This is a genomic window from Stappia sp. WLB 29 (assembly GCF_023507705.1).
Classification (GTDB): domain Bacteria; phylum Pseudomonadota; class Alphaproteobacteria; order Rhizobiales; family Stappiaceae; genus Stappia.
Map to the genome: position 1 here is coordinate 198,197 of NZ_JALBGD010000005.1, position 14,008 is coordinate 212,204.

A 14,008-nucleotide genomic window follows, 5' to 3' on the forward strand; every position below is an offset into this window, starting at 1 on the left:
GCTTCCCATGGTGCCGTTTGGAGACCCGGTCGGTTTTCGCCACGTCACGTGTTGACGTTTACGTTAGCCGCAGCCATCCTCGCGCCCGAAATGATGCCGGGCGGTTCTGCGGCCTTAGCCGTCTTTCGTCAAGCGCCGGCCTGTCAAGGGAGTGAGACATGTACCGTGCCCCCGTATCGGAGATCGCCTTCACGCTGAAGCAGGTGGCGGGACTGGGAGAGGTTCTGGCCCATCAGCACCATGGCGAGGTGACCGACGATCTGGTGGACGCGATCCTGGAGGAAGCCGGTCGCTTTGCTGCCGAAGAGATCGCCCCGCTCAATGTCGTCGGCGACCGGCAGGGCGCCCGGCTTGAAAACGGCGTGGTGACGATGCCTGACGGCTGGCGCGACACCTACAGGGCGTGGATCGACGGCGGCTGGAACGCCTTGACTGGCGCGCCCGAATTCGGCGGGCAGGACCTCCCCACCATGCTCCACGCCGCCGCGCTGGAGATGTGGAACTCGGCCTCCATGGCCTTCGCGCTCGGTCCGACCCTGACCATGGGCGCGGTCGAGGCGCTGGAAAAGCATGCAAGCAAGGACCTGCAGGAGACTTATCTCGCCAAGCTGATCTCCGGCGAGTGGATGGGCACGATGAACCTGACGGAGCCGCAGGCCGGCTCGGATCTCAATGCCTTGCGAGCCCGCGCCGAACGCGCCGACGACGGCACCTATCGTATCTTCGGCCAGAAGATCTTCATCACCTATGGCGAGCACGATTTCACCGACAACATCGTCCATCTGGTGCTGGCCCGGTTGCCGGATGCGCCGGCCGGTACGCGCGGTATCTCGCTGTTCCTGGTGCCGAAGTTCCTCGTCAACGCCGACGGCTCGCTGGGCGCGCGCAACGATGTGCGCTGCGCCGGCATCGAGCACAAGCTGGGCATCCATGCCTCGCCGACCTGCACCATGGCCTATGGCGACAATGATGGTGCCATCGGTTGGCTGATCGGCGAGGAGAACCGCGGTCTTGCCTGCATGTTCACGATGATGAACAACGCGCGCCTTGCCGTCGGCATCCAGGGACTCGGCGTTGCCGAACGCGCCACCCAGCAGGCGCTGGCCTATGCGCTTGACCGGCGGCAGGGCCGGGCGGCCGGTCAGACCGGTGAGGGCATGAGCCCGATCGCCGCACATCCCGACATCCGCCGCACCCTGCTGGATATGCAGGCCTGGACGCAGGTTGCCCGGGCGATCTGCTACGCCAATGCCCATGCCATCGACATGGCGCGGCTTTCTGTCGACGAGGCCGCGCGCAGCCATTGGAGCGAGCGGGCGGCCACGCTGACCCCGCTTGCCAAGTCCTTTGCGACCGACATCGGCGTCGAGGTCGCCTCCCTCGGCGTGCAGGTACATGGCGGCATGGGCTTCATCGAGGAAACCGGGGCAGCCCAGCACTACCGCGACGCCCGTATCGCGCCGATCTATGAGGGCACCAACGGCATCCAGGCGATCGACCTGGTGACTCGCAAGCTGCCGTTGTCCGGCGGCGAGCAGTTTCGCGGCCTGATCGGCGAGCTGTCGGCAGTCGCTGAAGCCGCGCGCGAGGCCGGCGGAGAGTTTGCAGATACCGGTGATCGCCTGAGCAAGGCGCTGGCAAGCCTGTCGGATGCGACGGAGTGGATGCTGGCTGCGCTCGCCGACGGCCGCCAGCAGGAGGCACTGGCCGGGGCCACGTCATTCCTGCGCCTGTTCGGCATCGCCTATGGCGGCGCCATGCTGCTCAAGGGTGCGCTTGCCGGGCGCGGCGATGCATCGCCCGGCACGGCCCGCAGGCTGCTGCTGGCCCGCTATTTCGCCTCGGCGCGTCTCGCGGAGACCGCCTCGCTCAAGGAGCAGGTCGTCTCGGCTGCCGCTGCCGTGCTCGACTACGATCCGCTGGCCTGAGTGCGAGGAAAAGGACAGGCGATGATCGAGATCGAGCGGGACGGGGGCGTCCAGCGCATCCGACTGAACCGGCCGGACAAGAAGAACGCGCTGACGGGCGAGATGTACGCAGCACTTGCCGAGGCGCTGGAGCGGCCGGGCGACGGCGTGCGCGCGCATCTCTTAAGCGGCGTGCCCGGCGCTTTCACGGCCGGCAACGACATTGGCGACTTTCTCGCCATGGCCGAGGGAGGAATGCAGGACACGCCGGTGGTGCGGTTCCTGCGGGCCCTGGCCTACTGCGAGACCCCCATCGTGGCGGCGGTCGACGGTCTTGCCATCGGCATCGGCACGACGCTGTTGTTCCACTGCGACATGGTGATTGCAAGCCGGCGTTCGGTGTTCCGCACGCCGTTTCTCGATCTCGGGCTCGTGCCGGAAGCGGGGGCAAGCCTGCTGGCACCACGCACCATGGGACACGCGCGGGCTTTCGAGCTGCTGTGTCTCGGCGAGCCGTTCGATGCGGCGCGGGCGCAGGCCGCAGGCTTCGTCAATCACATCGTGGCGGAAGGCGAACTGGAGGCCCGCGCCCTGGCCGCCGCCAGCGCCATCGCAGCCAAGCCGGCGGAGGCTATGCGCGTGTCGCGCGCCCTGCTGTGGGGCGATCGCGCGGAATTGCGCCGCCGGATGGAGGAGGAGATCCGCCTCTTTTCCGAACGGCTTACCTCCGAGGAGGCGAAGGCCGCCTTCACGGCCTTCATGGCTCGCTCGCGAAAGGGCAGCTGACGGGGGAAGGGGGGCGGTGCGGGCTGCTACCAGCCCACCGCCTTCCAGAAGAGGGCTCCAAGAAACGCACCGGCGCAGAGCGCGAAGGCCAGCCACCGCAGCACCGGGTTCTCGCGCTTGCGCGGGTCGCTTCTAGCTGGCCGTGGATTCTCAGCCATCGCGGGCCTCAGTCGAACTCAGGTCCGCGCGCACGGTAAGGACGCAGCTCCTTCCAGGCCCGCATCAGGGTCGCCAGTTCCTCGTCGCCTTCCTCCGGCAGCACGATCCGCAGCGTCACCAGCAGGTCGCCGCGGCCGCCGGTTCGGTTCGGCAGGCCTTTGCCCTTCAGCCGCATCGTCTTGCCGGCCTTCGCGTTCGGCGTGACGGTGAGGTTCACAGCCCCGTCGAGCGTCGGGACGCGCACCTTGGCGCCGAGCACTGCCTCGTAAAGCGTGATCGGCAGGTCGAGCCGCAGATCGTCGTCTACCGGCATGAACAACGGATGACGGGCAAGGCGCACCTCGACGATGGCATCGCCCGCAGGTCCGCCGTTCTCGCCGGGTTCGCCCTGTCCGCGCAGGCGGATCTTCTCGCCGTCGCTCGTGCCGTCCGGCAGCTTCACATCCAGCGTCTTGCCGGAGGGCAGGGTCACCCGTGCCTTGCGGTCGTGGACGAGTTGCTCCAGCGTCACCCGCGCGGTGACGTTGGCATCGTTCCCGCGCCGGGTCGGGCGTGGTCGCGGTCCGGCACCGGGGCCCGCGCCTGCACTTGCACCGGCACCGGAAAAGCCGGCGCCTCCGCGCGCACGCCCGCCAAGGCCGCCGAGAATATCGTTCAGGATGTCGTCGAATCCGCCGCCCTGCCCGAACCCGCCGAAGCCGGACGACTGGCCGCGCGACTGGCGGAAGATATCGGACTCGTCGAAGCCGCCGCCGAAGCCGTGCGCCTGAAAGCGCGGCTTGCCTTCGGCGTCGATCTCGCCTCGGTCGAACTGGCCGCGCTTCTCCTTGTCTCCAAGGATCTCATAAGCCTGGTTGGCCTCGGCAAAGTGCTCCTTCGCCTTCGGATCGTCGGCGTTCTGGTCCGGGTGATACTTTTTCGCGAGCTTCCGGAAAGCTCGCTTGATGTCGGCCTCGCTCGCCGATTTTGCGACGCCGAGAACGGAATAGGGATCACGCATGGTTCAGACCGCGATGGTGTGTGGTGCAACGGGTATACACCCGCGCTGTGCTCGGGAACCATATGGTTGTTGATAGGAATAAAATCCAGAGGCTGGGCGCCTCGCGCCCTGTCGGAATTTGCAAGGCAGTGCGCAAGTTCCCCGCAGGCGGGGCGGCGATCAACCCGCGCTGTCCGCCTCGGCGTTTTTCACCGCAAGGTCGATGATCGCCCATTCCTGCATGAGATCGCGGCAGGCGGTGCCAAGGTAGGCGCGCACGCCGCCGACCGTATTGGCTGTCGTCTCGAAGCGCGTGCAGCCGGTGCCGCCGGCCTGGGTGTCGTCCTTCACGGCGACGATGGTGCCGGAATTGCCGGTGATCGGGTTGCTCCAGGAGAAGGGCGGCTCGGCCTTGCCGGCTTCGTGCGCCGTTGCGATGGCACGGGCGATGATCGCCCGGTCCTGCGAGCTGATGTCCACATCCGCTGCGTTCTGCTGGGAATCGATGGAACCTGTCAGGTCGAGCGGCGTCTCCAGATCGGAGCTGCCGATGGGCATGGAGACGCTGCTGCAACCGGCAGCGGCCAGCGGCAGAAGGAGGAGGAGTGCGAATACGCTGCCCCTGCGGCTCGCGCTGTCGAGACTGCTGGGGATTGTCGTGACCCGGTGGTTTGTCATGGCGATACCGTTCCGACGCTGGCTGCTCGGCCTCGCAAGCGAGGCTGTTGCCCCTTTGCAACAGTATCGGGGAAAGCAATTAACAAACGGTAACCCGGCTCATATAGCGATTCTGTTTCCACTGTCGGGGCAGGGGCTTGTGGATTGCTTGAGTGGTCGGCGCCCATGGGGAAGCCGGAGGAAGACTCAGCTGTCTTTGCCCAGCACCGCGCAGAATTCGCTGACGAGATAGGGGGTTGGGTAGACGCGGTACGGCGTGAGGCCGGTCATGCCGAGCCCATTCAGCGTGGTGATGATCTGGGCGAAGCTGTCGGGCGTGAAGCGCCAAGCGTGCACGTCGATATAGCTACCCTTGCTCTGCTCCCATTCGCGGATCGCATTGCGCGTGCGTGCGACCGTGTGCTCGAGCGTACCGTGGTCTCCCTTCCAGTGGCGGGCTGCGTCGTTATGCGTGGTCAGCGCGCGCATCTCGACGACGCTGCGCAGGGTGTGAACCTTCGGGTTCTGATGATGCGCCTCGATCACTTGGCCCAGGGTCGAAGGCGGAATGAAGTGGTCGAAGCAGAAGCGGCAGTCCGGGACGATCATCGCGTAGACGCCGCCCTTGTCGAGAATGCGCTCCACATGGGCCAGATGCGCGACGAGATTGGGCTGATGCTCGATCACGTGCGAGGAGACGATCATGTCGAACGGTTCGTCGACGACGGCAAGGTCGCCCGACGGTGAGACGAAGTCGATTTCCGGGATGCCCTCCGGCCTCTCGCCGATCGCCTTGGCTCGCTCCACCAGTTGGGCCCGAGGCAGCACGTCGAAATGCTTGGTATGGGCGCCCCGCATCAGCGGTCGGTGAAAGGCGCCGAGTTCCAGCGAGCGCTCGTCGCCTTGCAGCGCGTCGACGAAATAGCCGCGGGCGGCGAGCGGCGAGGCGACCCGTCCCTCGGCACGGCCTGCTTCGCGATAGTGGCGCTCCAGCTCTTCGTCGTCGAACTCGGCAAGGTCGGGATAGAGGGCGCGGTAGTAGTCGGGATCGAATTCGGGAAGGAACCTGTCGCGTAAGGACAAGGGGGCCACCCGTTCGAGCACGGCCTCGCGCGACCAGCAGCCCGAGGTCTGCGGGCGCCGCGATGCAGGGGAGCGGCGCCTGCCGAGGCGCAGGGCGCCAGCGATCTTTTCGGCGAGGCTCGTCATCGATTCGTTTCGGCTTTCAGCTTGTTCATCGGCAGGCAAACTAGGGCAGGGGCGCTGGCGCTCAAAGCAACTTCTTCCAACGGAAGTAGAGAAAGGTAAGGGCCACCGATGCCACCATGATGCCCAGAGAGAAAGGGTATCCGTAGGTCCAGGTGAGTTCCGGCATGATCTCGAAGTTCATGCCGTAGATCGAGGCAATCAGCGTCGGCGGTAGGAAGATCACGGCGAGAACCGAGAAGATCTTGATGATCTGGTTCTGCTCCAGGTTGACCAGGCCGACCGTTGCATCCAGCAGGAAGTTCAGCCGGGCGTCGAGCCCGCCGGCATGTTCGCGGATCGAGCGGATGTCCCGGCCGAGTGTCTTGGCGGCGCTCTTCTGCTGGCTGTTGAGGTTCAGCGTCTTGGCATGCAGGGACAGGAAAAGAAACAGCCGCTCCAGGCTGGCGCAGGCATCGTGCATGCGGGCGATCTTGAGGCCAATATGTCCGATCTTCTGGATGGTCGCCTTGTATTGCGCGCTCTTGCGGGTATCGAGCCCGACCCCGAAGACCTGGCTCGAGACCGCGTCGAACTCGGCCGAGCATTCTTCCACCACATCGGCGGCCCGGTCGGCGATGGCATCGAGCAGCGTGAAGAGAATGTCGCAGGCGGAGCGGATCGGTACCCCTTCATGCTGGATCCGCCGCACCGCGATCGCGACTGCAGCGGGCTCGCCATGGCGCAGGGAGACGAGGCGATCCTTCGTTGCCACCAGGGTCATGGCCGCGGACTTGGGATCGGGATTGCGGGCAATGAGCGGCATGACCGCCGTCATGATCAGCGCCGACTGGAATTCATAGAGCCGTTCGGAGGTCTCGATCGCCGCCATTTCCTCGCGCGTCGGGATCTCCGTACCGATCCAGGCCTCCGCCAATGCCCGTTCTTCATGCGTAGGCGAGAACAGGTCCACCCACAGGGCCAGGTCGGGGATCCGCATTTCGCTGGAGCAGCGGATCTCGACGATGATGCCTGCGTCGAGCGTATAGGCGGTGATCATGCGAAAAGGCTCCGGGAGTGTTTCGTTTCCGATCCCGGCAACCTATAGCGCTTTCTTGTCGGATTCGCCGCACTTCGGGTCAGGGGACGCCCAATGGGCGCCGCCACCTGATCCCACCCGGCAGCTACCGGGATCACTTGGCCTTGGGGGCCGTCGCATTGACCATGCCGGTCTTGCAGATGTTTGCGGCCGTGACGGCACCGATGCCGACCGGCTTGTAGAGCGAAGCGAGGCTCGGTCGCGGTGCGGGAGCGGCGGCTTGGGGGGACTTGGAAGTCATGACAGGGTCCGGGTTTTGGTTGCGCCGGGGAACATCCCTTCGGCGGAGCTCACAAATCCTCTGTGATTTGGACAAAACTAAGGATGCCGCAAGAAAAGGCTGTGATGCCAGTCACACTTCCTAACGTCCTGTAACCTTTCGCGATTTTTGGCTGCCGTCAAAATGGCTCAAAGATGAGCGAGTAGGCTTTTCTTTTCTCCAAAGAAGACATGAAATCAAGAGGGTGACGAAATCCATAAGGCGTCACCGTGTCGGCGCCGCGTCCCGGCGGTCTTCCTGATAAATTTCCGACAGATCGTCGGGCAACTGCTCCAGCGGCGCACGATCCTCGCTGCCGACGGTTTCGGCCTCTTCCTGTTCCTGCGATTCCGGCTTGGCGCCGGGCAGCGGCGGGAGGCCGTTATCGCGCTGCTGGGCATTGGGATCCAGCAACGGCAGGTCGGGCGGCAGTTCCTCGTCCTCCTCCACCGGCTCGAGCGTGCCGTAGGCAGCAACGAGCACGGCGTCGAGATCCTCGAAGAAGTTGCGGATTCGATTGGCGTTGGCGCCAAGATCATGCGCGCCGAAGCGCGAGGCGGAGCGGATGTCGAGTTTGGCGCCGACCGGATCCGGCAGGATGCGCAAGGCGATGTCGTCGCGAAAGGCGAATACGAGCGAGGTTGCGACCGCCTGGAAGCGGGTCGGGTCGTCCGGCATGCCGGGCGGCAGTTCTGCGGTCACCGTCCAGCGGCTGCGCATGGCGACCTGAAGCGCTGCCCCGTGCAGATCGGCCGGTGGGATGCGAAAGCGCCGCGATACGAGGTCGGGATAGGCCGAGGCCTGCGATTCGCCGTTGGTGAAGGGGCGCCCGCTCGCCAGTTGCGGCGGGGTGTCCGTGTCCGTGCTTATGTCGGCGAGACGGGGATAGATCGCAAAGGCATAGAGCGCGACGAAGGCCGGCGAGAGCGCGATCAGCCCGTAGAGGAAACCGCGCACCGCCTTGGCCCAGCCATGGCCACCGCGCTGCCACAGCACCAGGCCGGCGGCCAGCGCCGAGCCGCAGGCCAGCGCGCCCAGCAACAGGCCGAGCGTCAGCAGCACAAGGAATTGCGGGGTCGTGACGATGTCGGCCCGGTGCACCAGCGCGGATATCACCAGCACGGGCAGGGCCAGCCGCCCGAACTGGAGACTTGCTGCCGCGAGCCGCGACCGGAAGGGGGGCAGGATCTTGCGCATGCGGCGGGCGGAAACTTCCCTGTGACGTCGACCGCGTTTCGTTCCAACCGCTTACCACGGCCGGAGCCGAATGCGAACCGCCTTGCGTCGATCAGCCCGTGTCGGCAAAGCGGAAGTCGGCAAACTGTTCGCGCAAGGCGGTCTTCTTGATCTTGCCCGTCGCCGTGTGCGGGATCTCGTCGACGAAGACCACGGCGTCCGGCATCCACCAATTGGCGATCCGTCCTTCCAGCACGTTGAGGATCGCCTTTTCAGAGGGCGTGCGCCCTTCCTTGGCGACCACCACCAGCAGCGGCCGCTCGTCCCACTTCGGGTGCGGTACGCCGATGACGGCGGCCTCCGCCACGTCCGGATGCAGCAGGGCGAGGTTCTCCAGATCGATGGTGGAGATCCACTCGCCGCCGGATTTGATCACGTCCTTCGCGCGGTCGGTGATCTGCATGTAGCCGAAGGCATCGATGTGGGCGACGTCGCCGGTGTCGAAGAACCTCTCGTCGTCGAGGATCGGCGTGTCCTCTTCCTTGAAATAGGTTCGTGCCACCGCCGGGCCGCGCACTTTCAGGCGGCCGAAGGTCTTGCCGTCCCAGGGTTGTTCCCTGCCTTCGTCGTCGGTGATCTTCATTTCCACGCCGAAAGGCGCAAAACCCTGCTTCTCCTGCAGGTCGAGCAGGGCTTCGCCCTCGAGATCCGCCACTTCCGGCCGGGTCGCGCAGACCGAGCCGAGCGGGCTCATCTCGGTCATGCCCCAGGCATGGCGCACCTGGACGTCGTAAATTTCCTCGAACGCCTTGGTGATCGCCCGCGGGCAGGCGGACCCGCCGATCACCACCCGCTCCAGATAAGGCAGGGTGCGCCCGCTCGCCTCCAGATGCTGCAGCAGCATCAGCCAGATGGTCGGCACTGCGGCGGTCAGGGATACTTTTTCCGCGTCGAGCAGTTCCCATAGGGCCTCGCCGTCCATGCGCGGCCCCGGCATCACCAGGGCTGCGCCGGCCATCGGCGCGGAAAAGGCGAGCGACCAGCCATTTGCATGAAACAGCGGCACGACCGGCATGACGCGATCGCGGGAGGACAGCCCCAACATGTCGGGCGTTGCCGCGGTCAGGGCATGCAGCACGTTGGAGCGGTGCGAGTAGACGACGCCCTTCGGGTTTCCGGTCGTGCCGGACGTGTAGCACATGCCGGCCGCCGCATTCTCGTCGAGCTCTACCCAGGCGAAGTCCGCGTCGGTTTCGGCGAGCCACTCCTCGTAGGGAACGGCATCGAAGCCGGTCGCCGGCAGGTGCTCCTCGTCGGTAAGCACGATCACCTGCTCGATGGTGGTCAGGTGCGGCAGCACCTTCTCCACCAGCGGCAGGAAAGTCAGGTCGACCAGCAGGAACCGGTCCTCGGCGTGATTGATGATCCAGATGATCTGGTCGGGAAACAGCCGCGGATTGACCGTATGGTAGACGGCGCCGATGCCCATCAGCCCATACCAGGCCTCCATGTGGCGCCAGGTGTTCCAGGCAAGCGTCGCCACGCGGTCGCCCTCGCGTATTCCGGCCTTCTGCAGCCGCTTGGCGAGTTGCAGCGAGCGCGTGCGCAATGTCCTGTAGGTGGTGCGGTGGATCGGTCCTTCGACCGATCGCGAGACGATTTCGCGGTCCGGGTGGTTGCGCGCGGCATGGTCGAGAATGCGGGTACAGGTCAGCGACCAGTCCTGCATCAGACCGCTCATCCTCGGCTCTGGCATCTGTTTCCTCTCCGGCAAGTGCCTCTTGTAGCAAGGCTTTTCTTGCGGAGAAGCATAGCACCGGCCACCGGGGCCCTGTCCAGCGGCTGCCGCCGTCAGTCTCGGACGATCAGCGTCTCGATCCAGTCGATGGCGGCGCTCAAGGAGCCGGCGACATGATCCGCATGCGGGGCGAGAACCTCGGCCCCGACGGTTCCGGTCGTGACCGCCAGCGTGCGGGTGCCGGCGGCCTGGCCGGCATGCATGTCGTGCAGGCTGTCGCCGACCATCACCACTTCCTGCGGATCGAGGCCGAGGGCGGCACAAAAGCCCGAAACCATGCCGGGCGAAGGCTTTGCGCCGTGACCGCTGTCGAAGCCGATTACTGCGGCAAAGCGCTGCGTCAGGCCGAGGGCGTCGAGTTGCGCCAGGGCGGAGGCTTCCGCGTCGTTGGTAGCGATGCCGAGCGCCAGTCCGTGGCCGGCGAGCCGGTCGAGCGCCGGTACCAGATCGTCGAACGGGGAGAGGTGCGGCAGGCTCATGGCACCGATGCGGGCATTGATGTCCTCGGCAAGCGCCTTGGGATCGGACAGCCCGAGGATCTCGGCGAAGGCATCGGCGATGTCGTCGTTGGAGCCGGCGATGAGCACCGAGTCCGCCTCGAAGCGCACGGCCGCCAGGTCGAAGCCGGCGGCAGCCGCCAGCCGCTCTGCCTTCAGCCTGTCCCCTGCCGCAAGCTCGCTCATCAGGGTGTGGAACGTCGGCGCCCAGGTGTTCTGGAAGTCGATCAGCGTGCCGTCTTTGTCGAACAGCACTGCGCGCACGGGTGTCATCGTCAGGCTGCCTTGCCGAGCGCCACGGGCAGCAACTCGGACATGCGCTCGATCACCAGATCCGCCTCTCCGACGAGCCGCTCGCGCGGGATCGCGCCGGTGGTCACCGCAATGCGCATCATGCCGGCGGCCTTTGCCGCATGCATGTCGTGCAGGCTGTCGCCGACCATGGCGATCTCGCCCGGCTCGAGGCCGACGTGGCGGGCAAAGGCGAGAAGCTGGCCGGGCTCGGGCTTGGACCCGTGGCCGCTGTCGTAGCCGGCAAGAAAGCCGAAGGCCTCGCCGAGGCCGAGGGCCTGCATCTGCTTGCGCGCGGAGGCCTCGGTTCCGTTGGTGGCGATGCCGAGCGGCATCCCGTTGAGATTCAGCGCGGTCAGCGTATCCACCACACTGTCGAACGGGGTGACCGTGCGGTCGCAATGCTCCAGCAGGATCGTCTCGATGCGCTCCAGCATCGCCTGCGGGTCCGGCTCGCCGATCACCTCTGCCCAGCCGGCCGAATAGTCCTTCGGCGACTGCACCTTGAGGATCGAGGGCCCGGTGAACCGCGCGGCGGCGACATCGAACATGGCGAGTTCCTGCAGCGTGGCCAGAAGCGTTTCGTCACCACGCGCCAGGTCCTTGAGCACCAGCGCGATGGCGGGGCCCCAGGTGCTGTCGAAGTCGGTCAGGGTTCCGTCGCGGTCGAACAATACGGCCTTGATGCGCATTCAGGTCTCGTTCGGTGGGAGATGTCGGACGGGCCCTGGCCCGCGTTTCGCCGTCACATGCCATGTTCCCCGTCGCCCGTCAAAGGCGATGGAGCGTGGAAAGGAGTTCGGGCCGCCGGTCAGGTCAGTTCCAGCCGGCTTGCCAGCGTCAGCGTCCGGCTTTCGCGGGGGACAATGCCGACCAGCCCGCGTTCGATCAGCCATTCGACCTGTGCCAGCACCGACAGCGCTGCTGCCCCGTGCAGCGAACGGTCGACATCGGCGTAGATCGTGGCCACCATCTCCGGGATCGTCCGGTCCCCGGCGGTGAGCCGGTCGAGGATCGCTTTCTCTCGCGCCTGCCGGTGCGCGACGAGACCGGCCACATACTCCGCCGGAGCCGTGACCGCTCCGCCATGGCCGGGCAGGTAGCTGGCATCATCGCGCTGCGACAGTCGTGCCAGCGAGGCCATGTAGGCGCTCATCGAGCCATCCGGCGGGGCGACGATCGAGGTCGACCACGCCATGACATGGTCGGCGGAAAAGAGCACGCGGCCCTCGTCCAGAGCGAAGGCAAGGTGATTGGCGGTATGTCCGGGTGTTTCCACTGCGGTGAGGGAGAGGCCGTCGACGCTCACGCTGTCGCCGCCATGCAATTCGCGGTCGGGCGTGTAGTCGGTGTCGGCGCTGGCATCCAGCGGGTTGGTCTCACCCGGCAGCAGAGCGCGTGCCGCCCGGTGCGGACCGCAGCCGACCAGCGGTGCGCCGGTCATCTCCTTGAGCAGCCGGGCGCCCGGCGAGTGGTCCACATGGGTGTGGGACACGAGGATCGTCGAGATGCGGCCCGCGCCGGCCGCGGCCACGAGCGCCCGCACGTGTTCGGGATCGGCGGGGCCCGGGTCGAGCACCGCCACCTCGTCGCGGCCGATCAGGTAGCTGTTCGTGCCGTGCCAGGTGAAGGGACCGCGATTGGGGGCCGTGAGGCGGCGTACCGCTGCTGAAATCTCGACCACCTCGCCGTGGCGCGGGTCGAAATCCCGATCATGTCGCAGGGAAACCATAGCTTTTGGGGGTCCGTTTCTGTTTTTCGCCTTTGCCCTTCGGGAAAAAGTCGGGCCTGGCAAGTGAGCGGGGAGCTCGTCGATTGCTTCGCAGCCGGCTAATCTTTCGGTTGAAAGATCATTTCTGCACCCATAACGTCAGTCTCGCATGCGAGGGGCGGTGTTGCTGGACAGTGCCGCGCGAGGAGTCCGTCGTGCTCCGGTCGCGCCGGCTGGTTCGCCAATGTCACACCCTTCCGTGTCACACTAACGTTGTCAAACTGACCTATGGCCGAGCAAGCGATGCGGGGAGGAGACCCGCCATTCCGTCGCCGCTCGCAAGACCAATGAAACGGAGAGGTCCGACATGTCCATTTCCCGCCGTTCGGTGCTCAAGGGCTCCGCAGCTGCCTCGACCCTGCTTGCCGCCCCGGCCCTTTTGAAGGCCGGCGACGCACTGGCCTCGTCCGGCCAGGTCAACGTCTTCGCCTGGGGCGACTATATCCAGCAGAACATGATCGACAAGTTCGAGGGCGACACCGGCATCAAGGTGAACCTGTCGACCTACGGCTCCAACGACGAGGCCGAGCAGAAACTGCGTGCCGCCGGCGGCAAGGGCTTCGACGTGATCTTCCCGTCGATCACCAACGGCAACAACTACTATCCGGACGGCCTGCTGCAGCCGGTCGACGAGAGCAAGCTCGCCCTCGACAAGCTGATCCCGTCCATGCTGCGCGACAGCGTCCAGCTGGGCGGCACCTATCGCGGCAAGCGTATGCTGCTGCCGTTCAACTGGGGCACCGAGGCGATCACCCTCGACAGCAGCCAGTTCAACGCCGATGACGTCTCCTACGGCACCATGTGGTCGCCGGAAGCTGCCGGCAAGGCCGCCTTCCGCCAGAAGTCGGTGATTATGGGCGTCGGCCTCTATCTGGACGCCACCGGCGAGGTGAAGTCCAACCGCATGCTCGACGTCTACAAGACCGAGGAAGACGCCCGCCGCGTGTGGGACGCCTGCGCCAAGTTCATCATCGACCGCAAGGCCAACATCGCCGCGTTCTGGAACAATGCGACCGAGGCCACCAATGCGTTCAAGCAGGCCGGCGCGACCATCGGCCAGACCTGGGACACCACCGGTCTCCTGCTGAACCGCGAAGACGCCAAGTGGAAGTACCGCATGCCCAAGGAAGGCGGCATCACCTGGATGGACTCTATGGGCATTCCGTCGGGCTCCGAGAATCTGGAGCAGGCCTACGCCTTCCTCAACGCCATGCTGGACCCGCAGATGGCCGGCATGCTGGCGATGAACACCGGCTACAACTCGGCCGTTGCCGGCGCCGCCGAATACGCGGGCGACAACTACAAGGCCCAGTTCGCCGACGTCTACAATGCCGAGAACCTCGCCAACCTGTGGTGGTGGCAGGCCGACACGCCGTGGTTCGCCACGCTGCGTGAGGAGTATGTGGACAAGATCACCAACGCCTGAGGCGTTTGAACCTCGCGG

At 65.8% G+C, this 14,008-nt stretch carries 14 protein-coding genes; 3 read left to right on the top strand and 11 right to left on the bottom strand.

What is annotated here, in order from left to right; all coding sequences use genetic code 11:
* Positions 1 to 158 precede the first annotated feature (158 nt).
* Both MNI96_RS12025 and MNI96_RS12030 read left to right on the top strand, forming a co-directional pair.
* Positions 159 to 1,928, top strand: a complete 1,770-nt coding sequence (locus MNI96_RS12025) for an acyl-CoA dehydrogenase family protein (protein ID WP_249693413.1) — start codon at positions 159 to 161, stop codon at positions 1,926 to 1,928.
* A gap of 21 nt (positions 1,929 to 1,949) precedes the next feature.
* The gene (locus MNI96_RS12030; protein WP_249693415.1) at positions 1,950 to 2,693 is read left to right on the top strand and encodes a crotonase/enoyl-CoA hydratase family protein; all 744 of its coding nucleotides are present in this window, start codon (positions 1,950 to 1,952) and stop codon (positions 2,691 to 2,693) included.
* 26 nt (positions 2,694 to 2,719) lie between these two features.
* On the opposite strand, the gene MNI96_RS21870 is transcribed toward MNI96_RS12030, so the two are convergent.
* The 11 genes from MNI96_RS21870 to MNI96_RS12080 form a co-directional block, all read right to left on the bottom strand.
* Positions 2,720 to 2,851 (bottom strand): hypothetical protein, encoded by a 132-nt coding sequence (locus MNI96_RS21870; protein WP_283776455.1) that lies wholly within the window; start codon positions 2,849 to 2,851, stop codon positions 2,720 to 2,722.
* An 8-nt stretch (positions 2,852 to 2,859) separates the two neighbouring features.
* Positions 2,860 to 3,852: a DnaJ C-terminal domain-containing protein gene (locus MNI96_RS12035; RefSeq protein ID WP_249693416.1), complete on the bottom strand. Its 993-nt coding sequence runs from the start codon at positions 3,850 to 3,852 to the stop codon at positions 2,860 to 2,862.
* Between the two features lie 159 nt (positions 3,853 to 4,011).
* A complete protein-coding gene (locus tag MNI96_RS12040) occupies positions 4,012 to 4,389 on the bottom strand; it encodes an RT0821/Lpp0805 family surface protein (protein WP_249693418.1) in 378 nt (125 codons plus the stop codon).
* A 306-nt stretch (positions 4,390 to 4,695) separates the two neighbouring features.
* The gene (locus MNI96_RS12045; protein WP_249693420.1) at positions 4,696 to 5,697 is read right to left on the bottom strand and encodes a class I SAM-dependent methyltransferase; all 1,002 of its coding nucleotides are present in this window, start codon (positions 5,695 to 5,697) and stop codon (positions 4,696 to 4,698) included.
* A gap of 61 nt (positions 5,698 to 5,758) precedes the next feature.
* Positions 5,759 to 6,733, bottom strand: a complete 975-nt coding sequence (locus MNI96_RS12050) for a magnesium transporter CorA family protein (RefSeq protein WP_249693422.1) — start codon at positions 6,731 to 6,733, stop codon at positions 5,759 to 5,761.
* Positions 6,734 to 6,866: 133 nt separating this feature from the next.
* A complete protein-coding gene (locus MNI96_RS12055) occupies positions 6,867 to 7,013 on the bottom strand; it encodes a hypothetical protein (RefSeq protein WP_249693424.1) in 147 nt (48 codons plus the stop codon).
* Positions 7,014 to 7,256: 243 nt separating this feature from the next.
* On the bottom strand, positions 7,257 to 8,228 hold the full coding sequence (locus tag MNI96_RS12060) for a DUF1499 domain-containing protein (RefSeq protein ID WP_249693426.1): 972 nt from the start codon (positions 8,226 to 8,228) through the stop codon (positions 7,257 to 7,259).
* 91 nt (positions 8,229 to 8,319) lie between these two features.
* The gene (locus MNI96_RS12065; protein WP_249693428.1) at positions 8,320 to 9,948 is read right to left on the bottom strand and encodes a long-chain-fatty-acid--CoA ligase; all 1,629 of its coding nucleotides are present in this window, start codon (positions 9,946 to 9,948) and stop codon (positions 8,320 to 8,322) included.
* 110 nt (positions 9,949 to 10,058) lie between these two features.
* Complete coding sequence (locus MNI96_RS12070) at positions 10,059 to 10,775, bottom strand: HAD family hydrolase (RefSeq protein ID WP_249693430.1); 717 nt, start codon at positions 10,773 to 10,775, stop codon at positions 10,059 to 10,061.
* A gap of 2 nt (positions 10,776 to 10,777) precedes the next feature.
* Positions 10,778 to 11,485, bottom strand: a complete 708-nt coding sequence (locus tag MNI96_RS12075) for an HAD family hydrolase (RefSeq protein ID WP_249693431.1) — start codon at positions 11,483 to 11,485, stop codon at positions 10,778 to 10,780.
* Positions 11,486 to 11,604: 119 nt separating this feature from the next.
* A complete protein-coding gene (locus tag MNI96_RS12080) occupies positions 11,605 to 12,525 on the bottom strand; it encodes an MBL fold metallo-hydrolase (protein ID WP_249693433.1) in 921 nt (306 codons plus the stop codon).
* A 346-nt stretch (positions 12,526 to 12,871) separates the two neighbouring features.
* On the opposite strand from MNI96_RS12080, the gene MNI96_RS12085 reads away from it, so the two are divergent.
* Entirely contained in the window at positions 12,872 to 13,990 is a 1,119-nt protein-coding gene (locus MNI96_RS12085; RefSeq protein ID WP_249693434.1) for an extracellular solute-binding protein, read from the top strand.
* Positions 13,991 to 14,008 lie beyond the last annotated feature (18 nt).

Bases quoted from the DNA above. Each gene is read 5' to 3' on its own strand.
- MNI96_RS12025 (WP_249693413.1), top strand. From the start codon at position 159: ATGTACCGTGCCCCCGTATCGGAGATCGCCTTCACGCTGAAGCAGGTG.
- MNI96_RS12030 (WP_249693415.1), top strand. From the start codon at position 1,950: ATGATCGAGATCGAGCGGGACGGGGGCGTCCAGCGCATCCGACTGAAC.
- MNI96_RS21870 (WP_283776455.1), bottom strand. From the start codon at position 2,851: ATGGCTGAGAATCCACGGCCAGCTAGAAGCGACCCGCGCAAGCGCGAG.
- MNI96_RS12035 (WP_249693416.1), bottom strand. From the start codon at position 3,852: ATGCGTGATCCCTATTCCGTTCTCGGCGTCGCAAAATCGGCGAGCGAG.
- MNI96_RS12040 (WP_249693418.1), bottom strand. From the start codon at position 4,389: ATGCCCATCGGCAGCTCCGATCTGGAGACGCCGCTCGACCTGACAGGT.
- MNI96_RS12045 (WP_249693420.1), bottom strand. From the start codon at position 5,697: ATGACGAGCCTCGCCGAAAAGATCGCTGGCGCCCTGCGCCTCGGCAGG.
- MNI96_RS12050 (WP_249693422.1), bottom strand. From the start codon at position 6,733: ATGATCACCGCCTATACGCTCGACGCAGGCATCATCGTCGAGATCCGC.
- MNI96_RS12055 (WP_249693424.1), bottom strand. From the start codon at position 7,013: ATGACTTCCAAGTCCCCCCAAGCCGCCGCTCCCGCACCGCGACCGAGC.
- MNI96_RS12060 (WP_249693426.1), bottom strand. From the start codon at position 8,228: ATGCGCAAGATCCTGCCCCCCTTCCGGTCGCGGCTCGCGGCAGCAAGT.
- MNI96_RS12065 (WP_249693428.1), bottom strand. From the start codon at position 9,948: ATGAGCGGTCTGATGCAGGACTGGTCGCTGACCTGTACCCGCATTCTC.
- MNI96_RS12070 (WP_249693430.1), bottom strand. From the start codon at position 10,775: ATGACACCCGTGCGCGCAGTGCTGTTCGACAAAGACGGCACGCTGATC.
- MNI96_RS12075 (WP_249693431.1), bottom strand. From the start codon at position 11,485: ATGCGCATCAAGGCCGTATTGTTCGACCGCGACGGAACCCTGACCGAC.
- MNI96_RS12080 (WP_249693433.1), bottom strand. From the start codon at position 12,525: ATGGTTTCCCTGCGACATGATCGGGATTTCGACCCGCGCCACGGCGAG.
- MNI96_RS12085 (WP_249693434.1), top strand. From the start codon at position 12,872: ATGTCCATTTCCCGCCGTTCGGTGCTCAAGGGCTCCGCAGCTGCCTCG.